We start from the raw sequence: 21,523 nt of genomic DNA, 5'->3' as shown, positions 1-21,523 counted from the left end.
CTCAGTAGTGAAATGCAATAGCGCCGATGGTAGTGTGGGAGTTCCCATGTGAGAGTAGGACATCATCAAGCTTCTATTAAGAGAAACCCGTAGCGAAAGCTACGGGTTTTTTACGTTTTGAGATACAATTCAAGTTAAACTCATTTCATGGAAAAACAGTGACTGTAATAGGAAAGCGACTTAATAAATATATTAGTGAATCAGGGTATTGTTCTCGCCGCGAAGCGGATAAATTAATTGATAATGGGCGGGTTACGATCAACGGTACTGTACCTGAATTAGGTACAAAAGTGCTACCCGGTGACGAGGTTAAAGTGGATGGCAAACGTGTTGGTGCTATGCCTTCGAATAAATCTGATCGTATTTATATTGCTTACAACAAACCTATAGGTATTACCTGTACAACTGAACGTAACGTAAAAGGCAATATCATTGATGCAATCGGGCATCGAGAACGCATCTTTCCCATTGGTCGCTTAGATAAGCCATCTGAGGGGCTTATTTTCCTAACAAGCGATGGTGATATCGTTAATAAGATTTTACGCGCTGAAAACGCTCATGATAAAGAATATATTGTAACAGTAGATAAACCAATCAGTGAACGCTTTATTGAACGAATGTCGCGAGGTGTACCTATTTTGGGTACGATTACAAATCCATGCAACGTCACTCCTCAAAGTAAATTCGTTTTCAAGATTATATTAACACAAGGACTCAATAGACAAATTCGTCGCATGTGTGAGTATTTAGGTTACGAAGTAACGAAATTAAGGCGTAATCGTATTATGAGCGTCAAGCTTGGTAATTTAAAGCCGGGACAGTGGCGAGATCTAACTAAAGGAGAAATGGCAACGATTAACGATGCGTTAAAAGGATCTACTAAAACAGCAGATGATACAGATTCAAGTGCGGTTACGTATAAACAAAAGCATAAACAAAAAATTACTGTTAATGCTAAACCTAAAAAGAAAAGTACATTGTCTTTAGATACAAAAAAGGAGCGTTAATCGCTCCTTCATATAAGCTTAGAAAAGCTGACTAAAATTAATTTTCACGAAGTACTCGAAAACCAACATAGTTGGAACGAAAACCGGGCGCTAATTCTAATCTTACAGAGGTTCTGGCAAGTTTAGGAGCAAAATTCCAGGAGCCACCTCGAGCAACTACTTTTTCACCATTAGTAAGTTCCCATACATTGCCTACGGTATCGTAAAGGCCGAGTCTATTTGGTCTAAATGACTTTATCGGTGATGTGCTTACATTAGACCACTTACTGCCACAATACGCGCAATTTGCACGTCCATTACCAATATCACTTCCCCACCAGTAGTTATCAACGCTACCAGCACGTGCTACGTATTCCCATTCTTTTTCTGTCGGTAAGCGATAGGTACGATCAGTTTGTTTAGTTAACCAAGCTAAGTAAGCTTTCGCATCGTTATCGCTAACGCAAACAACAGGATGCTCATCATCTTGCTTAAAGCCTGGGTTACGCCAATTTAACACGCTGTTATATGCAGGTTTTCCATCAATAAAAGCGGCACAGCCATTTTCACTTTCTGCTTCAGTGACGTAATTTGTCGCTTTTACAAAGCGTTTGAAATCACCAACGGTAATTTGATGTTGTGCAATTGCGAAAGGACGTAAGATTTCTTCACCCCGTGCAGGTTTTTCATTACTTAACCCAGCTCCTTTTAAATCACCCATTTGAAAGCGTCCAGACGGTACGCCGATAAGCTCAGGACCTAACTCATCTCCAGGTAAAATATCTTGAACAGGCTCACCATTTGCAAAGTTTATAGCTGATTTTACAAGTTCAGCTTTTACTGTTTTGTTTTTATTTAATCGTACTTGTTCTTGATGGTCTAAATAGCCTGGTTTAGTGATCACTATGTCATGTAAACCAGCTGAAAGCATGACCGATAACTTTGTTGAACCATAGCTTACACCATCTATAAAAACTTCATCATCATATTGATCAGAGCGAATAGTGAGTTCGTACATAACGCCTTCATCATTGAGCGTAATGGTGTTTCCAGCATCAACATTAACAGGGGCTATTTGTGCATGCTCTTTGTCATAAGTGCAGTAACGAGTAGATAATTCGAGTAGTTTGCATGCTTCAGCATTCGGTAACGAACCTTGCAACTCTACTGTAACTGTTGTTGAATAGTTACCTTGGCCACTAAATTCACCTGATTCTACTTTATGGTTTAGTAGACGAACTTGCGCTGCAGAATTGTCTTTGTTTTGGCTAATTTTATTAGATTCAGTTGCATCAGCAAACAAACCATCTACAAACTGTTTAGAAGCTTTTTGTTTTGCTAATTGATTGCTACGAGTAATACATTGTTTTAATGTTTCTTGTGCATCACAAGCGACAGATTGTGATGTTTGAATTTGGTCTTGCTTATCAAATTCTTTTTGTAGTCGTTTAACACGTGAAATTCTAATTTCTTCTACTAACGCTTCACGAGCATTTGCTAATGTAAATCGTTGTAAGTTTGCATCAGCAAGTTGCTTTTTCAAACTAGTAATTAAAGAAACAGTGTTTTTAATGTCATCTTTATTTTGTTTCTGATTTTGAATGGCTTGACGATAGGCAGTTTGTGCTTGTGCTATATCTTGTTCGGGATTATCAACGAGAGCTTCGTATTGCTCGTTCATATTTAATAATGCTAAAGCACGTGCTTTCTTTAGTTCGTCTCCCCTACTTCGAAGTAGGGCTAATTTTTCTGTTTCAGCATTAAACTGTTCATTCAACGAATTTAATGTGTTGATAAAAGCAGAATATTCAGCCTCTTTATCACTCAGTTGAAGTTCTAAACTTTCTACCGAGTTGTAGCCCGAAGACACTGATTCAAAAGCGAATGTCTGTGAGCCAACTGAAATACAGCCAACCGTTAGTGCGAGTAAAGCCAAGCGCATGTTTATTTTTCCTGAACGATTTCGAATGTTAAGCCATAAATTAACCATGTTATTAAAACATTTTTAACTTACGGAATTACTTCAATTTAATCATTGATATAATTCTAATAGTTTCAATCATATTTGTTAAGAACTCAAAGCGCAAGTGATAATAATTGAAACGTTTGTTTTGGTGGTAAGCCATAACGGGAAGTTTTTAATTCATGAAATAAGCTTAACAATAACGTTACACGATAAATTGCTGTATACCTATTAACAAATATATTTTGAAGTTCCGTTAAAAACAGATAAATTGTCATTGCTATGATAACAATAGACTTTAAGGTGTAAAGGGCTTCTCCATGTATGTACCGCTACGAATGCAATTTCCTGAACCGTCATTGATTGACGACTTTTTGCATAAATATAGTTTTGTCACGTTAGTTTCCCCTTCTTTACAGGCAACGCGATTACCCTTGTATTATGATCAAGAAAGGCAGTTGCTAATTGGCCACTTTTCACGCGCAAACACACATTGGAAAGAAGTTGAGCAAGGTGCGTGTTTAGCTGTTTTTGATGGACCACATGAATACATATCACCGACTTGGTATACCAACCCTCCCAATGTGCCAACATGGAACTATGCGAGTGTACATGTAAAGGGCAAAGTAACATTGTTTGATGATGAAAATACTGTATTGGCTTTGGATCAATTGATGAAAAAGTATGAGCCTTCATTACTGAAAAAACGCGAAGTAGTGACAACTGAATACCAAGGAAAGCTTTTAAAAGGCATTGTGGGCTTTTCAATGACGATTGACCACATCGATGCCAAAGCAAAACTTGGTCAGCATAGAAGTAATGAGGATCAAAGAGGGGTCAAAAACGGCCTTTCAGTCACTGGCACATTAGGTAGCCAAGCGTTACTTGCCTTGATGACACAATGGCAAGTTGGGCTTGGTACTGAATAAGTTAATAATTGAGTAAATTCGCAGGAGAAAATTGGTCAGTTAATATTTTAGTATCATCTGGCCAATCTTTATCATCGGCTGTTGATGTGATGTAAGTTGTGATATCGATGATGTCGACATCAAATGGCTTGAGTTGTTGTTGAAGTGCTTTGGCTCTTTTGGAAATATAGCTTTCGGTAGGTAAATCAGCTTTTGTAGTCAGAATGATTCTATTACTGTTATTACGATTACGCACATTAAAAAAGTCACCAAATACAGCATGATAGGTTGCCGATTCATGTTCATACAATTTGCTTATCGAAAATGTATTTGCTGCTAAGACACCTTTAGGTGACAATAATTTTTTTGTTTCTTCAAGAAACTCCTTGGTTAATAAATGCTCTGGAATGTAATCGCCATTAAAAGCATCTAATATAATCCAGTCATATTGCTCATTTTTAAGACCTGCACGTTTAATGAAAATACGGCCATCTTGCACTTTAGAAGTAATATGATCATTTTCGTAAAATCCAAAATATTCGCGTGCCACCTTAATAACTGCTGGATCTATTTCAACATTTTCTATTCGAGCTTCAGGGTATAATTGGTGTAACGTATTCGACATAGTACCACCACCAAGACCAATAATAAGGATATTTTCAGGGGCTTTTTCTAACATTAATAAACTAGAAAATAATAGTTTTGTATAATTAAATACTAGCTTTTGAGGTTCACTTTTATAAAGGCAGCTTTGATTAGTTTTGCTAGTTTTCACATTAAACTTCAAGCAGCGTAAATCATAATTATCTTCGACTAAAATATTTCGATATAACGAACGCTCTTGGTGCACAACATCAGCCTTGGTGTGCTGACTTATAATGAATAGGAGCAAAATATAAATTAAATTACGCATGGCGAGATTTTTCCTGAAAATAAAAAGTAATAGCGACTAAACCCAACAAAACTAATAAAGAACTATATGCAAAAATTATATTGTTTACTTCAAACCACAGAACAAAATAGAACGACGTCATAATTGTACCTAAAGCACTGCCTAGGGTTGATACAAAATAAAGCACACCTGCAACTTGTCCACTACGCTCCTTATCAATCACTAATAAACGTACAGAATATGGCGATATCATGCCCAAAATTACAGTTGGAACAAAAAATAATGCCATTGAAGCAAGTAAAGAACCATAGCGAGTGTCTTCTATATTAATAAAGATACTTTCCATAATATTTGGTGCCCATAATGCAATAGGTAGCACGGTAATTCCTGCTATTAAAAAAATTGTGCCATAGCGCTTTAATGAGGCATTACGTGTAGATAATTTCCCTCCGAGTAAATAACCCAAGCTTAAACTCAACATAAATACGGTAATAATACTTCCCCAAATATGTACACTGCTCCCAAAATATGGGGCAAGAATTCTACCCCCTAAGAGCTCGATGCCCATGATGGAAAAGCCAGAAGAAAAGGCAAGTGCGTAAACTAACGAATTATGAAATTTTGAAGATACAGCCATGTGAACTTATTGCTTTAATGTTATTAGATCGAAAAGACTACCGTAAGTTAGCAAAGAATGCACATGAAGTATATTTTATGAATAGGCGCTAATTATAGCGCCAAGCATGTGTTGCCTAAATTCTCGTTTTGTTTTTCTTTTTTACAAAACTATTGTCGATTGATATCTTCCCCTGATTTAGTAAGTCATAGTTAGAATGTATCGTTATGTTAGCGATATTTATACTTATCGATGCTAATAAAGTATTGCTGGTGATAAATAGTATGACGATAAATAAACGTTCCATGTTTTCTCCTAATAATTGAATTGATCACTATTCAAAGTAGACAAAACAATAATTAAATTATTGGGATAATATTGTTTATTTTGAAATTGACATTGTAACTTCCCCAATAAAAGTATTATTTACAGATAAGTCACTGAAATATAATTTTTTATTCTTTGACGAGAGAAGCGTCAGATTTTTATCCGGCAACATCAATTTACTCAGCTCTTGGGTTAATAAATTATATGTATTTAATGTTTTTTGTGAATTTTCCCAAAAAAATAGGTAATTACCATTAATAGCCCAAAGTTCAGGTGACTCGAAAGCATATTGTGAAAGTATCTCCTGATTGAATGACATGTCATTATTGGAAAGTATAAATAATCCAGGCTTATTTTTTCTGGTAACAATATATTCATTGTTATCACAATTTTCTTTTACAGAAGTTACACTAGGCATAATCGAAGTAGATTTTAAAGTATTTATAACAACTCTGTTTAAGTACCACTCTCCTTTGCTTTTAATAGTTAAAAGTACTTTATTTTTGGAGCTACAATCTTTTGTAATGCTCCTTACTTCTCCTTCTTGAAAATTAATAGGTTTAAGTGCTTCTGAATCTAAATCAAGTAACATATATGAGTTATTTAATTTAAAAAGTATTAGTGAATTGCTTTCAAGCAATAACGGTTCAGAAATATAGTTGGAAGGATCGTTAAAATGAGTAAGTTGTTTGAGGTCTTTGGAAGACTTTTTCCATAACTCATAGCTACCAGATCTGTTAGAAACAAAGATTAAACTTTCATTATCAGTTGTTTTAATGGCGCTGTGATCTTTAAAAGATGAATGAATAACTTTATCTAAATTTACTAATTGATTATTTATCAACTCTATTGAGCCAATATTTGATTTGTATGGATCTCCTTTAGATATCAGAAGTTTTTTGTTATTTACAAAAAATGGATCAGAAAGCCTCTCATCACTTTTAAATATACTGGTAATATCAGCAGAGTTAGAGTTGACTTTGAATAAGGTATTGAAAGCGTCATCTGTGAAAACAAATTTATCACTTAAATGAGACCATGCAACTGAATCAACCTCATATTTTTTTTTCGTATAATCTGATTGTTCACCTGTATTTAAATTCAACATCACTACTGAGTGTGACATATCGTCATAGTAGCGTATAAATGCAAGTTTAGAATCGTCATTATTTAACGCAATATCAAAATCACCATAAAAGTTGGACGGTGGATTTGTTAATAACTCTGATTCTTTAGTTTTTAAGTTTACTCTTTTTACTCTTGAAGGTTGGTTTTTATTTTGTTCTAAGTAATAAAGCCAGTAACCATCTCCAGATAGAGCTATATGAGGTACGTTAAAGTTATCTCCACACTTAGCGATAGACTGTATATTTGAAAACTTAATATCTAATGATACGTCTGTTTTTTGAACGACACACTTTCCATTAATTTCTGCAACATAAAATAATTGATTAGTTTTTTGTAGCCAAATAGGCGACCTAGTATTAATTAATGTGCTTATAGGTTTTGTATTTTTAGAGTCATTGTTTTGTACATGGACTTTATATTTATCTTGCCAGCCATTAAAGGTCACATAGGCAAGTAAATTACCATCAGTGTTTAACGATGGCTCAAACTCCCAGCCTTCTTCATACGTTAAAGGAATAATTTCTATATTCGTTTCTGTTTGTGTTTCTAAAGGTTTTTGCGACTGTTCGATTGCATACCAAACCATTAGTAAACTTAAAAATATAATAAGCGATAGCGTAAATTTTTTCTGCGGTGGTATATTGGAAGATTTATCGGGAAGGCTTTGATCTACTTGCTTAACTGAAATAGTAGAGGCTACACAATGTAGGCTGTAGCCTGACTTTGGGTGGGTTTTAATAAATTCTTGCGTCTCACCACCTAAAATTTTGCGTAACCTAGAGATTGTAGCGTTAATCGTTCGATCATCTACATACCTATCTTTCCATACAATCTTAACAAGTTGCTCTCGAGACACTATTGAACCTTGATGTTCAATAAGACAACTTAACAAAGCCACATGTTTTGACTCTAACGTTTCGACTTTTGGTTGTTTATTATCTTCATTTTCTTGAAACGTTAAGGTTTTATTAATTGGATCAAATATCCAATTTTTTATTTTAATTAAATGACGTTTTTCCACAGCTCAGCACTCTCTTCCCTTGATGCCCATCGAACTACAAAAATTATACAAATGTTCAATCTTATTGATTTATATAAATAAATGCTATTTGGTCATTTTGTATCAAAACATTTCAGAGGTGGAAATGCAAGGCGATACTTATCGGCTAAGAACAGAAATACGTTAAAAATAGGGTTTAATACATTTGTAATAAAATAAACTTAGTATGAAAATAACTAATAGTGCGTAAAAAATAGTAAGCCATGTTATACGTGTAGTGAGTATAAGTAGTAGAGCAAAGCTAGTTAAGAGTATGTGGTAAATTTTTGACACTACTTGTTTGGCGGTGAATAAATAAAACCCTAAAAGTGTACAATTTATAGCCAGAAGCAGTAAGCTATAACGAATGTGTATAAAGAGGCCGAGTATCATTAATGATACTCCCATTGTTTTGGTCACAAATTGGTAAATTTGCGGGTTTTGGTTTTTTTTCATAAAAATAAAATTAGAACCACTTAAATTTTAATCTTGTTGTACGTTCTTTTCAAAAAGCTTTTCTATAAAACATCCAGAGAAGGGGGAGGTTTGTGTAAAGTCAATAAATGGAAGGTCATTCACATTCACTGACTTTATACTGGTTCATTCACCAACGTAAACTTATGAAATCAACGCTTAAAGGCAGATAAAATATCGCCGTTAATTGGAGTTTTCGGATCGTAGTCTTCCGGAAGTCGAAGTGCAGGACTTGGTAATGCTTGATTAGCAGTAAAGCCTAGGTGATGTGGCTGAGTTGTATTATTACCGCCGATAATCTTTGTCCATTGTGATCTATCTATATTAGTCATTTTAAAATCCTTATAAAATTATTTGGTTAAGTATGTAAAGTGTTATCTAATAGTGTAATTTACGTTGAGGCTTGACATAGCCACACGTATTAATAATTACTTTATATATGTGTAAAGATTGAATTCTCACTCTGATGTCATTTTTAAGGTTGGCATATCTATTACCTCCAGTGACGTCATGAAAATTTTCTTTACTTACAGTTTTTATTATAAAACTCCTTTTATTTTCGGTTATTCGGTTAACTAAATTGATAAGGCTGTTGCCCATCAGGTGTAAATGCAAAACCGTTATTTAACCGATTTGCAAATGCTGTTGTGATATATCTTCGAGTAGGCCATTGGTTAATGTTAATACCTTTTTTGCATGTTTAATGGTGTCTGGTCGATGAGCAATCATGACCCTAGTCATCGATAAGTCTTGGATTTTTTCACATATTTTAATTTCGTTTTCGCTGTCTAGATGACTCGTTGCTTCATCTAAGAAAAGAATACTGGGCTTTTTGTATAATGCTCTTGCGAGTAGGATTCGTTGTTGCTGACCGCCTGATAAGCAAGCACCCATATCACCAACGAGTGCATTATAGCCCATGGTCATCTGGCAAATATCTTGATGAATGGCGGCTAATTGTGCGCATTGTTCTACTTTTAAATAGTTTGGCTCAGGGTCGAAAAAGGAAATATTATCAGCAATAGAGCCTGCTAATAGTGTGTCATTTTGCATAACCGCAGCAATAATTTTACGGTAGTTTTTAAGCCCTATTTGTGTAATATCTTGATTATTGAAAAATATCTTTCCAGAAGTTGGGGAAAGTAAGCCTAACATCAGCTTAATCAAAGTAGATTTACCTGAGCCAGAAGCACCAGTGATGGCGATGCAATCCCCAGAATTTATAGTAAAAGTTAAATTATTAATGATGGGCGGTTCATCGTTATTATAACAAAAGCAAACATTTTCTAAACGAAGCTCTCCAGCATGTTCTTGCATTTCTTGCTTTATAGGAAATGAAGATTCCCGGTGTTTTTCTGTCTTTGATAATGCAATATCAGCAATTCTGTCTAAGTGTAGGCGCATCATTTTAAATTGAATCAGTTGTTCTATAAGGTTTGTGATGCTTTGCGTTAACTGTCCCTTATATGCAATGAAGGCTAATACCATACCGATAGATAACTCACTCCCCATAACTGCTGTTGCAGCAAAATAAATAACTAATACATTTTCTAAACCGAACAATGCTTTGTTGAAGTTTTCAAAACCAATTTTTAACTTTCCAAGGTGAATATCGGCATTAATAACTTCGGCAAATCGATTTTGCCAGATACCTTGACGCTGCGCTTCGTTGCCGAACAGCTTAATAGTTTGTATGCCCCTTATATTTTCTAAAAAATTACTTTGTTCTTTTGCTGAATTTTGAATGGAATCTTCTGTTGCTCTATGGAGGGGTTGGTATAAAGATACCCGGAAAATAATATACAGTGCTATTGCAGAAAGCACGATTAAGGTGAGCTTAATAGAGTACATTAGCATCATAACAAGTACGATAACTGACATCAGCCCATCAACCGTTGTCTCTACTATGCCAGTAGTCATTCTTTCTCGCACTTGATTAAGGGAACCAAAGCGAGAAACAACATCACCGATATGTCTCGACTCAAAGTAATTCATTGGTAAGCGCAATAAATGGCGAAGTAAGTTAACGCCCATTTGCATATTAAGCATGCTCGATAAACGTAAAATTAACCAACTTCTAATGGTATTTGTAACTACAGTTACGATCGCTAGTAGTGCAAATCCGAAAGCAAGAACAACCAATAATGATTTGTCGTAACTAATGAGTACTTCATCCACTACCCATTGCATGTAATACGGAGTCATGAGTGAAAAAATTTGTAAAAACAATGAGAGACATAATAGCTTCAACAAGGCTGATTTCAGGCCTGTGATATTACTCCACAATTGTGAAATTCGCATTTTTTGATGCTCAATGCGTGCTTCAAATTTTGAGGTTGGAGAAAGCTCTAGTGCTATACCGGTAAAATGCTGACTAAATTCTTCTTTAGAGTAAACACGCTTACCCAGAGCTGGGTCATTAATATAAAACTTATTTTTCGCTATTTTGGTTAGTACAACAAAGTGGTTCATATCCCAATGTAAAATACAGGGTAAATTAAGCTTGTTAATATCTTCTAATGGGCATTGCAATGGCCTACTTGCTAATCCTAAACTGTCCGACAGTTCAATAAGTTGCTGTAAATTCATTCCTTTTAGGTTAGCTGAGAAGCGACTTCGCATAGCTTGCATATCTAGTTGGTGACCAAAATACGATGCCACCATTGCAATTGCAGCTAAACCACACTCAGCAACTTCTGCTTGTAATATTAGCGGCACTCTTTTTTTCGTTGAAAACTCAAGTAATTGAGTGGTATTTGCAGCTAAATCCATTTAATTAAATCCCTTATTAATGTGTGACTCAATGCTCTTACTTATGTGTTATTGCTATTCGCCTGCAATAAGCAGATCTTTTAGGCTGCTATAGTTAATTGGTGCGAAATCAATTTTGAAATTTGGACATGAAAGAAAATAAAACCTTTGAGTTAATTGCTCGTTGGCTAAATATATTCGGTAAAAACATAGATATCGTTGAACATACAGACTTGCCTTTGGCAGGTAAGTCATCTTCCCTGTGCGGTGGTGAATAATAAATTCGTTCTCACTCATGCGTGAAAATAATAATATATTGGCATTTCGATAGATTAGAAATACATCAAGTAAGCTAAGCGTTAACCAAACACCAATACAAATAAAGTACATACTATTTTCAGGAGATAGCAGGCTAACAACAAGCAAAAGAAATATGCTGTTTAATAGATGATTTACACGATAGCTGACGCTGAAATTCATCATGATTATTGATCCTCTTCTATTACTTTTATCAGCTGAATAAAGTACATATACAGTACTAATAACACGCTATAGAAAAGCCAAAAGCCATGTAGCATTAGATCAGAAACAGCAGTAAAGAATAAAACAAATGTACAACATGTAGCGGCTTCGCTTAATGAAAAAAATAATGGGGAATTACGCTTTATTGAATATATAATTAAAATACTACTGATCACTAACAGGCTAGCAGATAGCACAAGTAAAGGATTATTCCCATGGAATAAAAAGATACATGCAATCAATAATTGACCAGTAAGTAATGAAACCTTCAAAGGGGTATCAACAATAAGTGTTTTTAATTTTAATAAGGCGTATGCCATATATGAGTGTTTTGCCAACATATGCTTACCTTAATTTTCCTTTAACGCTGAGAATTGGATCAATAACCCACTCAAATAAAGATCGTTTATCAAGTACAATATCTGCTTGAAACATCATGCCACTTTTTAACGGTAGTTTTTTATCGTAAACATCGATGAACTGTTTATTTAACTTTGCCTGAAGGCGGTATACTGGCTCGGTTATACTGATTGGAAAATTGACATCTTGTTGGGTGATCAATGCATTATCTACTCGAGTGACTTTTCCGGTAATAAAACCAAAGCGTTGGTGTGGAAAAGCATCAAATCGCAAATAAGTTTTATCTCCTTCCCCAATAAAGCCTGCTGAACGCGTAGGGAGCATAAGCTCTGCAATTAATGATGAGTTGTGTGGCAATATAGTTAAAAGTGGCCTGATTTTATTCAGCGTTTCGCCGGGTAAAATATGAATATCGGTAACAATGCCACTATGCGTCGCCTTAACCACATGACTAAAGTTATTTTTGATGTTAGTTAATTGACTATTAAAGGTAGAAATACGTTGCTGTAATATTCTGCGTTTGGAAGCGAATTCAAATGGTTGTGAAAGTTGCTGGTTTTCTAATTGGCTAATTTTTTGATGTAAGCTAACTTGTGATGTCACTAACTGCTCTGACTCTTGTTTGACTGTTAAATGCCGTTCGCGTTGTTGTTGTATATCGAGAGTTGAAATATATCCTTTTTGATGTAGTGACGTTAGTTGCAATGTTTGCTTTTCTAACAATGCTAATTTTTCATCTATTAACGCTTTCTGTGCTTGTAGTGCCACTAATGATTGATGTGCTAATACTATTTGCTGATTTAATTCATCAGTTGAACGTTTTTCTAACAGAGGTAACTCAGAGAGTTCTTGGCTTTGAAGGCTTATTTGTAGTTCAACGTCTTTAATCAGTTGTTGATTAACATCGTCACCATTTTCTAAGGCTCTGTTGCTGACGATAGATACTAAAGGGGTTCCTTTCTCGACTAACTGCCCTGCCGATACTAGTACTTCTTTGATTGTGCCGGTTTTTTCTGAGAAGCTTTTGATGAGCCCTTTATTAGGCCTTAAAAAACCTATAACAGTTTCTTTCCTTGTATATTCGGCATTGAACAGAAATATTAAGGTAACTAACACTGTAATCGAAATGACTAACACGGTCAGTTTAAGAGGGATGGGTTGTGCTAAGGTGACTGAGCCCACGAGGCGCTGTCCTTGTGCATCTACCGCTTGTTTTCTAAATAATTGTGACACCTATCTTCCTTAATCGCTAAAACTGTTATCGCGGGCTCATGTGATCCCTGCTGTCAAATTAAGGTAGATAGCTAATATTCAATGGGCAAGTGGTGTTAAACGAAGAAAAATATAATTAATTCTATTTTATTGATATTTATAAAAATAATGGAAGGTTGTATTAATGTTGTGAATATATTGTGCGGATTTATTTAACGTTTATGGCAAATTAAAGTGTTGTGTGAAACTTTAGAATAAGACAAAGCACATAAAAAAGCCCCGCATGAGCGAGGCTTTTCAAAAAGCGTTAAAGGGCTAAATTACTTAGCGTCTTTACGTGCTTTTGCTTCAGCAATTACTTCTTCAGCTACATTGCTTGGACAAGCTGAGTAGTGGCTGAATTCCATAGAGAATTGACCACGACCTGAAGTGATTGTACGTAAGTGTCCAATGTAACCGAACATCTCAGAAAGTGGTACGTCACCTTTAATGCGAACACCTGTAGTGCCAGCTTCTTGGTCTTTGATCATACCACGACGACGGTTAAGGTCACCAATTACGTCACCTACGTTGTCTTCAGGAGTATACACATCAACTTTCATTACCGGTTCAAGTAATTGTGCACCTGCTTTTGGAATTGACTGACGGAATGCGCCTTTAGCGGCGATTTCGAATGCAACAGCTGATGAATCCACCGCGTGGAAACCACCGTCGAATAATTCAACTTCTACATCTAATACAGGGAAACCAGCAAGAACACCTTCATCCATCATGCCCTTGAAGCCTTTTTCAATGGCAGGGAAGAATTCTTTAGGAACGTTACCACCAACAACAGTTGATTTGAATACGAAACCTGAGTTTTGCTCGCCTGGCTTGATGCGGTAATCAATTTTACCGAATTGACCAGAACCACCAGATTGTTTCTTATGCGTATAAGAATCTTCAATCTCTTGTGTGATTGTTTCACGGTATGCTACTTGTGGCTTACCTACTTCAAGTTCAACACCGTAAGTACGCTTCAAGATGTCTACTTTGATATCTAAGTGAAGCTCACCCATACCTTTAAGGATGGTCTCACCTGAATCTTCATCTGTTTCAACTTGGAAAGAAGGATCTTCAGCAACCATCTTACCAATAGCAATACCCATTTTCTCAGTTGAACCTTTATCTTTAGGTGCTACAGCAATTGAGATTACTGGTTCTGGGAATACCATTGCTTCTAGTGTACAAGGGTTCTTAACGTCACATAGTGTGTGACCTGTTTGAACATTCTTCATACCAACGATTGCTAAAATGTCACCCGCTTGTGCTTCTGTTAACTCGGTACGATCATCAGCTTGCATCTCAACCATACGGCCGATACGTTCTGTTTTGCCTGTGAATGAGTTAAGTACAGTGTCACCTTTCTTGATACGACCTGAATAGATACGTACGAACGTAAGGGCACCAAAACGATCATCCATAATTTTAAACGCTAATGCACGGAACGGTTCTTTATCAGCATCAACAATAGCGAATTCGCCTGTTGGTTCACCTTCTTCATCCGTTAACGGCTGAGGTGGAACTTCTGTTGGTGCTGGTAAGTAGTCAACAACAGCATCAAGAAGAAGCTGCATACCTTTGTTCTTAAATGCAGAACCACAGTATGTTGGGAAGAACATTAGCTCATTTGTACCCTTACGAATACATGCTTTGATTTGTTCTTCAGTAGGGGTAATTTCACCCTCTAAGTATTCCATTAATAAATCTTCATCTGCTTCTAGAGCAGTTTCGATTAATTCTTCACGATACATTGCAGCGTCGTCTACCATATCGGCAGGAATATCTTGTATTTCATAATTTTCAGGTTGACCTGAATCATCCCAAATGTACGCTTTTTGAGATAAAACATCGACAACGCCAACGAAGTCATCTTCTTCACCGATTGGTAAAGTCATGACAAGTGGGCGTGCACCAAGTACATTTTTTACTTGGTCTTTAACACGGTAGAAATCTGCACCTAAACGGTCAAGCTTGTTTACAAATATTAAACGAGCTACTTTTGATTCGTTAGCATAGCGCCAGTTAGTTTCTGATTGCGGCTCTACACCACCAGAACCACAGAATACACCAATACCACCATCAAGCACTTTTAATGAACGATATACTTCAACGGTGAAATCAACGTGACCAGGAGTGTCAATTACGTTAAAACGGTGCTTTTTCCACTCACATGTTACTGCAGCTGATTGGATAGTAATACCGCGCTCAGCTTCTTGTTCCATGAAGTCTGTAGTAGATTCACCATCGTGAACTTCACCAAGTTTATGGATTTTACCTGTAAGTTTCAAAATTCGTTCAGTTGTTGTGGTTTTACCAGCATCAACGTGAGCGAAAATACCAATATTTCTGTATTTGCTTAAATCTGACATTGCTTTGCTCTAAAGGGTTAGTGAATAAAAACCGCGCGAGTATACCAGAAGTTACGTTAAACAAAAATAACTATCGTTAGAAAATTGTGAGCTATTAAGTAAATTGATTTACTTAATATATGTTTTTTAAGATAAAAAGTAGGTAATAACAATATCATGTCGAGTATGAATACTTATTCTAACCTAGGTCGATTGTTACGATCAAAATACGTGAAAATAAGACTTTTTATTTATCCTAAATGATTAAGAAATAAATTTTATATTTTTCTGCGACCTTTTTAATCGTTAATACGTTTATATTAGGGAAAGAAAATAAAAATTGTACCTTGTTGGAGTACTTGAGTTTGTCTCTATGGAATGAAGAGTTAGTAGTAGGACTAAGAAAAGGCGATAAAAAAGCACTTGAAAAATGCTATCGCGTTTATGGGGCTCAGTTGTATTCAATAATTCGCGCAATAACGAATGATGAAGTATTAACGCAAGATTTACTTCACGACGTTTTTATTAAAGTTTATGAAAATATCCATACTTTTAAACAAGGGTCAAAATTTGCAGCATGGTTAAAGCGTATTGCACTAAATCTTACAATTGATCATGTAAGAAAATTTCAGCGCTTTGACGATAAAGTTGAAGTTGAACTCTTCACAACTTCAACTGACTTTATGATGGAGTTGGACAATGAACAATTACTTTTGAAGTTGTTTGAACAATTAACTCCAAAAGAACGAGTAATCATATGGTTATATATAGTTGAACAATATAGCCATCAGGAGATTGCAGAGCTCAGTGGCGCATCTAAGAGCTACTCAAAGTCGATTGTTTCAAGAGCATTAAACAAAATAAAGCATTCTCAGCTCTCAAAGGCGATAAATGATGAATAATATAGAAAACGACACGAATGATAAGCAAATAGTCGAAGCATTAAGAGAAAATGCTTTGTCTCTGCGAAATGTCGTTCCGCCAGAGGCAGTCTGGAATAGAATTAATGACACATTAGAAACTCGCAAAACTAAGTACAATTATCGTACTTGGTTACCTACTTTTGCAGTGGCTTCTGCTTTTGTATGCGCAGTAAGTTTTTTTAGTTGGCAACATCATGTCATGAAAAAAGAATTAGATCTGATGATTACATTAAATGCGTCATTAGAAGATGTGTTTTTACAAGAGAATAAAGTACGTTTTATTAACGCAAGCAATATAGTTGAACTTCAAGCTATCGATAGGCAACTCAACACTGTCACTAGTATTAAAGAAAAGATTTCGTTGTTAAAAGAAAGAAAACGATTAATTGAGTCTATGACTATTACTGAGATTAAGGAGTCTACCTATGCGATTTAGCTATGCAGCATTCTTAATGAGTTATTTTACTGCATTGAATACCTATGGCGAGGAAAGTTGCGCAATAGTATCTTTTATTCCAGAAAAGTCATCTAAGTCAGTTGAGCTATTGAGTGTAAATCAAGTAAGGGTTGTTGATGTGCTAAAAAAATCAAGAGCAAAAGCGGCACTTGAAAGCGAATATACGTTGCCAGCAGGTGATTATGATATTTCTTATATCCTCTGGGATAAAAAGCTTTTGAAACGTGGATTTAGAAATAGATACATTGCCTATGAGACGTTTTTCAACAGTTATGACTCTGAAGTTAAAAAACATGAAAACTCGATGAGTGAAGTCGGTTACGCAGTCATATCGTTAAAGGCTAATTTTCATTACAAATATGCATTACAACAGAATGGCAATGGCGGTTATGCGCTTAAAGAAATAAGCAAAGAGACTATCGACTGTAAGGTTGACAATACGTTTGTGGGTAAAAAAGGTAATTTGAATGCTGACAGGAAAGTACATGTCATGAATATACCGGCTCAAGTTGAAATGCCTATGCGGCGATTGATGCTTGAGCTTAAGCGTTATCACGATGACAATAATCTATCTTTGAGTAATACGATCACTGCATATGCTAACGATGAACTCGGCATCACACTTGATAAAAGCTTTAATGGAAAAGGCATTAGGTTATTAACAGTCACACCCTATTCTGTTGCGCAAGACATAGGCTTTAGATCTGGTGATATATTAACACATATACAAGGTAAGCTTATTGATAAGCAAGCTTTTATCAAACAGCTTTCTTATTATTTGTTGGAAGCAGGTGTTTTAGGTGAATTAGATTTTACATTGAAGAGAAGAGGAGATATTACCCAAATAAAGAAACCTTTTTTGCCTACTATATATCCAAGTATTAGTTACAACTTAGCGAATACAAATAACGAATCAGGTAACGTTGTTAACAATAGTAAATTACCTAAGGGCCTAGAGGCTAGTCTTGAAAGAATGGTCAATACGTTATTGGATAGCTTTAACAACCGTGATGATCTAAGCGATATAGATATTATTCAATTTAATGCACCTCCTGTTTTGGATATTTCACTAGGTGCTTTTGGCAATATTTCTAAATTGCCTAATGGTAGTTATGCTTTTGAAATTGATGCTGTAAATGAAAACTCGATGGCTGATAAAGCTGGTATCAAAGTAGGCGACAAACTAATAGGTGTTAATAATAAACAATTCAGTAGTGAAAATTTAACAACGTTAGATCAAGTCATTAAGTCTTTGCAGCCTAACGATACTTTTAGTTTAAATGTTTTAGAAAATAGTGAACCACAAAGTCGTACAGTTACATATGAACCTACAAAACTACCTGGCTTTACTTTTTCGTTAGATCTTAAGTCTCAATACCGAATGGTTGCGATGCTCTCCAAACATACATATTCAGATTACGCCAAGCTGAAAAAGAAACGGTTAGGTACGATATATCATTATAATAGTAGGTACCTTCGAACAGGTATATACCGAAGAGACGACAGACCTAGTTTGACGGATAGAACTTCTTCTCGTAGTACAGACTCTAGTGTTACAGGTTCAAGTGCTGGAAATCAATCAAAAGGGAATTAGCAGTAAAAATAAACCAGAAAGTGCGTTCTAACTAATGGAGATTACGAGTTTGATGTGAGTTTTATTGTAAACCTCAGGGTTAAAGGTATAGCAAATTAATGGTATGCAATAGAAATACAAAACGACTTCAATGGCAAAAAATAAGATATATCAAGGAACGTTATAAATAAGTGCAACGACTAGTTGGATAATTAGATCTCAACGTTCAAGTGCAAAATTAACTACAACAAGAAAGGCTTAAATAAAAAGGAAGGTAAATAGTATGAAATTAAGATTAATTATTGCTGCATTAGTGATGTACAGCACCTCAAGTCTTGCTGATTCATGTGCAAGTATCAATTTTTCGTCTAGTGATAGTGATAAAATTGTTGAACTAGTTGGTGTAAATGATACGAAAGTACTAGATAAATTTAAAACGCAACGGATCGATGCGGGTTTGAGGGGCAACTATCAATTGCCAGAGGGACGCTTTCTTATTTCTATCGCAGAATGGCCAAGAAACCTATATCGTGAATTGACAGCCTTGGAGTTTAGAGGTCGTCAAATTTATGTGGATGAAAACAGTGAAGCTGTGTCATTTGAAAAAAATGCGATTAATCATTTGTTTGAAATGACTATAGAGCCAAATAAGAAATATAATTTTATTTTCAATGCTGAAAAGGCTGACAAAATTTCGTTAGTATCGGTAACAGAGAAGCAGTGTGAGATTGAAGGTAAATTTGTAGGCGCTGATAGTTACGAGTTTGAAAGTGAGTACTTAGGTATAGAATCACCTCTACTAACGAAACTTAGAATGCTAATGTCTGAGATTGAAATGTACCATTTAGTAAATGGGTTACCTGAGTCTAATGTCATTAAATCGAATATTACTCGGTTACCCGGCTTTGTATTTGATAAAAGCTATAACAAAGGTGGCTTGAAAGTTAACCGTGTTGTTGGTGGTTCCATTGCACAAAGCTTAGGAATACAAAATGGCGATGTTATTGTTAAAGTAGGAAAAGATAAATTAGGGAACAATGATACAGCCGCACTTTATGCATATATCGGATCGCTTTATTACGGCGAGAGTACGGAAATAACAGTTGTTAGAAATGGTAATGACCAACAGATTACTACAAATTACAATCCTAGTGTATTACCACAAATAAAATACACAATAGATAATAATGATACCAATTTAGTTAACAGTATTGACCTGCCATCAAATTTAAGTGCCCAAATCGCGGTTTTACTTGAAGAGATAAAAGAGAGTCTAAATGACAACGGTATGTTAAGTAAAGCTTACGAGTTAAAGGTAGATGCTGCATACGATGGTAGTTTAGGAATGCAAGCATCCGTAGAAAAATTAGAAGATGGATATGCGTTAATTGCTAAGAATGTATATTCTAACGGGCTTTCTGATAATATTGGTTTACAAAAGGGAGACAAATGGGTATCAATAAATGGAAAAACGTTTTCAACTAATCGCTTTTCAGAGTTAGACCAGGCTATTCAAGAATTAAGAGTTGGGCAGAAATTTTCTTATGAAGTTATTCGAAACGGTAAGCTAAAAACAATTGAATCAAATTTTAGGCCTCGTAAGTTTCCTCAATTTGAATTGACATTAGACTACGCTAGAGCTAATGCTACCGAACGTTTGTTGAGGAACGCGTCGTCAGGAATAACCGCAATGAAAGATTTTGATTCTAATAAATTTAAAGCTAAATTCCGTGAAAGCTCTCGAAGCGCTGAAGCTTATCAACGCGCTCTAGACAAGGCTGCGCCAGTTACTACCCCTACGACTGGTAATTAAGTTCTTCCTCATAAAACACTTGATTAATTTATCTTCTCAAGTATAATACGCGCTCCTGATTGACAATGTCTTCAGGAGCGTTCTTATTTTTTAAGCTACGCAAGAAATAACAGCAACTCCGATTTGGAGTTGAATGATTTAATCGGTACTCCCCCCTTTCTCAATAAGAAAGGAGATGGGCTGTACTTTGTTCGTTCTTTTATTAGGGGATTTGATAAATGTCAAATCAAAGAATTCGCATTCGTTTGAAAGCGTTTGATCATCGTTTGATTGATCAATCTACAGCAGAAATCGTTGATACTGCTAAACGTACTGGTGCACAGGTTCGTGGTCCAATTCCATTACCTACGCGCAAAGAGCGTTTCACTATTTTGATTTCTCCACACGTTAACAAAGATGCGCGTGATCAGTACGAAATCCGTACTCACAAGCGTTTAATTGATATCGTAGAACCTACTGATAAGACTGTTGATGCATTAATGCGTTTAGACTTAGCAGCTGGTGTCGACGTTCAAATTAGCTTGGGTTAATAGGGGGTTTTAGACATGACTATCGGTCTAGTCGGACGTAAAGTTGGTATGACTCGTATCTTCACTGAAGATGGCGCATCTACTCCAGTTACAGTCCTAGAAGTTGAAGCCAACCGAGTTGCTCAGGTAAAAACTGTAGACAACGACGGTTATTCAGCGATTCAAGTTACTACGGGTACTAAAAAAGCCAACCGTGTTAACAAACCTACAGCAGGTCACTTTGCGAAAGCAGGTATCGAAGCTGGTCGTGGTTTGTGGGAATTCCGTTTAAACAACGGTGAAGGTGCTGATTTAGCTGCTGGTAGTGAAATCACAGTTGAGATTTTCAACGACACAAATTTAGTTGACGTGACAGGCACATCAAAGGGTAAAGGTTTCCAAGGCGGTATTAAGCGTTGGAATTTCCGTACTCAAGATATGACTCATGGTAATTCATTGTCTCACCGTTCAAACGGTTCAATCGGTCAATGTCAAACACCAGGTCGCGTATTTAAAGGCAAAAAAATGTCTGGTCACATGGGTGCTGAGAAAGTTACTACTCAAAACCTTGAATTAGTTCGCGTAGATGCTGAACGTAACTTGCTTCTTATTAAAGGTGCAGTTCCGGGTCACGTTAACGCTGACATAATCATCAAGCCAGCTGTAAAAGCCTAACGTCT

Annotated in this window: 18 protein-coding genes; 9 read left to right on the top strand and 9 right to left on the bottom strand. The window is 35.9% G+C overall.

All coding sequences use genetic code 11. The annotated features are described in order from the left end of the window. Nucleotides 1–158: 158 nt before the first annotated feature. Nucleotides 159–1,007, top strand: a complete 849-nt coding sequence (gene rluF / locus BI291_RS02735) for a 23S rRNA pseudouridine(2604) synthase RluF (RefSeq protein WP_074496215.1) — start codon at nucleotides 159–161, stop codon at nucleotides 1,005–1,007. A gap of 37 nt (nucleotides 1,008–1,044) precedes the next feature. Here rluF and BI291_RS02730 read toward each other — a convergent pair whose 3' ends face one another. Continuing rightward, entirely contained in the window at nucleotides 1,045–2,976 is a 1,932-nt protein-coding gene (locus BI291_RS02730) for an SUMF1/EgtB/PvdO family nonheme iron enzyme (protein WP_254849510.1), read from the bottom strand. Nucleotides 2,977–3,269: 293 nt separating this feature from the next. Between BI291_RS02730 and BI291_RS02725 the strand changes: the two genes are divergently transcribed. Continuing rightward, on the top strand, nucleotides 3,270–3,878 hold the full coding sequence (locus tag BI291_RS02725; protein WP_074496213.1) for an FMN-binding negative transcriptional regulator: 609 nt from the start codon (nucleotides 3,270–3,272) through the stop codon (nucleotides 3,876–3,878). Nucleotide 3,879: 1 nt separating this feature from the next. Here BI291_RS02725 and BI291_RS02720 read toward each other — a convergent pair whose 3' ends face one another. The 5 genes from BI291_RS02720 to BI291_RS02700 all read right to left on the bottom strand — a co-directional run bounded on the left by BI291_RS02720 (nucleotide 3,880) and on the right by BI291_RS02700 (nucleotide 11,105). Beyond that, nucleotides 3,880–4,770: a spermidine synthase gene (locus BI291_RS02720; protein WP_074496212.1), complete on the bottom strand. Its 891-nt coding sequence runs from the start codon at nucleotides 4,768–4,770 to the stop codon at nucleotides 3,880–3,882. After that, nucleotides 4,763–5,386 carry a fused MFS/spermidine synthase gene (locus BI291_RS02715; RefSeq protein ID WP_074496211.1) on the bottom strand — a complete coding sequence of 208 codons (624 nt, stop codon included), beginning with the start codon at nucleotides 5,384–5,386 and terminating at the stop codon, nucleotides 4,763–4,765. The genes BI291_RS02720 and BI291_RS02715 overlap by 8 nt, the downstream gene beginning before the upstream one ends. Before the next feature lie 361 nt (nucleotides 5,387–5,747). Beyond that, complete coding sequence (locus BI291_RS02710) at nucleotides 5,748–7,841, bottom strand: winged helix-turn-helix domain-containing protein (RefSeq protein ID WP_074496210.1); 2,094 nt, start codon at nucleotides 7,839–7,841, stop codon at nucleotides 5,748–5,750. A gap of 644 nt (nucleotides 7,842–8,485) precedes the next feature. Then, nucleotides 8,486–8,665: a hypothetical protein gene (locus BI291_RS02705; RefSeq protein ID WP_074496209.1), complete on the bottom strand. Its 180-nt coding sequence runs from the start codon at nucleotides 8,663–8,665 to the stop codon at nucleotides 8,486–8,488. 292 nt (nucleotides 8,666–8,957) lie between these two features. Further along, nucleotides 8,958–11,105, bottom strand: a complete 2,148-nt coding sequence (locus tag BI291_RS02700; RefSeq protein WP_074496208.1) for a peptidase domain-containing ABC transporter — start codon at nucleotides 11,103–11,105, stop codon at nucleotides 8,958–8,960. A 128-nt stretch (nucleotides 11,106–11,233) separates the two neighbouring features. On the opposite strand from BI291_RS02700, the gene BI291_RS18665 reads away from it, so the two are divergent. Continuing rightward, nucleotides 11,234–11,362: a hypothetical protein gene (locus tag BI291_RS18665; protein ID WP_303046023.1), complete on the top strand. Its 129-nt coding sequence runs from the start codon at nucleotides 11,234–11,236 to the stop codon at nucleotides 11,360–11,362. Nucleotides 11,363–11,569: 207 nt separating this feature from the next. Here the strand turns inward: BI291_RS18665 and BI291_RS02695 are convergent, their stop codons facing one another. The 3 genes from BI291_RS02695 to fusA form a co-directional block, all read right to left on the bottom strand. After that, nucleotides 11,570–11,947, bottom strand: coding sequence for a hypothetical protein (locus tag BI291_RS02695; protein ID WP_074496207.1), 378 nt, complete (start codon nucleotides 11,945–11,947; stop codon nucleotides 11,570–11,572). A gap of 4 nt (nucleotides 11,948–11,951) precedes the next feature. Continuing rightward, on the bottom strand, nucleotides 11,952–13,199 hold the full coding sequence (locus tag BI291_RS02690; RefSeq protein ID WP_074496206.1) for an HlyD family secretion protein: 1,248 nt from the start codon (nucleotides 13,197–13,199) through the stop codon (nucleotides 11,952–11,954). 299 nt (nucleotides 13,200–13,498) lie between these two features. Beyond that, the gene (gene fusA, locus BI291_RS02685) at nucleotides 13,499–15,589 is read right to left on the bottom strand and encodes an elongation factor G (protein WP_074496205.1); all 2,091 of its coding nucleotides are present in this window, start codon (nucleotides 15,587–15,589) and stop codon (nucleotides 13,499–13,501) included. A 344-nt stretch (nucleotides 15,590–15,933) separates the two neighbouring features. On the opposite strand from fusA, the gene BI291_RS02680 reads away from it, so the two are divergent. From BI291_RS02680 to rplC, 6 genes are all read left to right on the top strand, one after another. Further along, nucleotides 15,934–16,470, top strand: a complete 537-nt coding sequence (locus BI291_RS02680) for an RNA polymerase sigma factor (RefSeq protein WP_074496204.1) — start codon at nucleotides 15,934–15,936, stop codon at nucleotides 16,468–16,470. Then, a complete protein-coding gene (locus BI291_RS02675) occupies nucleotides 16,460–16,927 on the top strand; it encodes a hypothetical protein (protein WP_139302538.1) in 468 nt (155 codons plus the stop codon). Before BI291_RS02680 ends, BI291_RS02675 begins: the two co-directional genes overlap by 11 nt. After that, the gene (locus tag BI291_RS02670) at nucleotides 16,917–18,542 is read left to right on the top strand and encodes a PDZ domain-containing protein (protein WP_074496202.1); all 1,626 of its coding nucleotides are present in this window, start codon (nucleotides 16,917–16,919) and stop codon (nucleotides 18,540–18,542) included. The genes BI291_RS02675 and BI291_RS02670 overlap by 11 nt, the downstream gene beginning before the upstream one ends. A 262-nt stretch (nucleotides 18,543–18,804) precedes the next feature. Beyond that, the gene (locus BI291_RS02665; protein ID WP_074496201.1) at nucleotides 18,805–20,334 is read left to right on the top strand and encodes a PDZ domain-containing protein; all 1,530 of its coding nucleotides are present in this window, start codon (nucleotides 18,805–18,807) and stop codon (nucleotides 20,332–20,334) included. 218 nt (nucleotides 20,335–20,552) lie between these two features. Beyond that, a complete protein-coding gene (rpsJ, locus tag BI291_RS02660; protein WP_074496200.1) occupies nucleotides 20,553–20,864 on the top strand; it encodes a 30S ribosomal protein S10 in 312 nt (103 codons plus the stop codon). 15 nt (nucleotides 20,865–20,879) lie between these two features. After that, a complete protein-coding gene (gene rplC / locus BI291_RS02655; protein ID WP_074496199.1) occupies nucleotides 20,880–21,518 on the top strand; it encodes a 50S ribosomal protein L3 in 639 nt (212 codons plus the stop codon). Nucleotides 21,519–21,523: the final 5 nt, after the last annotated feature.

It is taken from the genome of Thalassotalea sp. PP2-459 (genome assembly GCF_001913705.1).
Taxonomy (GTDB): domain Bacteria; phylum Pseudomonadota; class Gammaproteobacteria; order Enterobacterales; family Alteromonadaceae; genus Thalassotalea_C; species Thalassotalea_C hakodatensis.
The sequence above is the reverse complement of the archived record's forward strand: the minus strand, read 5'-3'. Positions and strand labels throughout refer to the sequence as shown.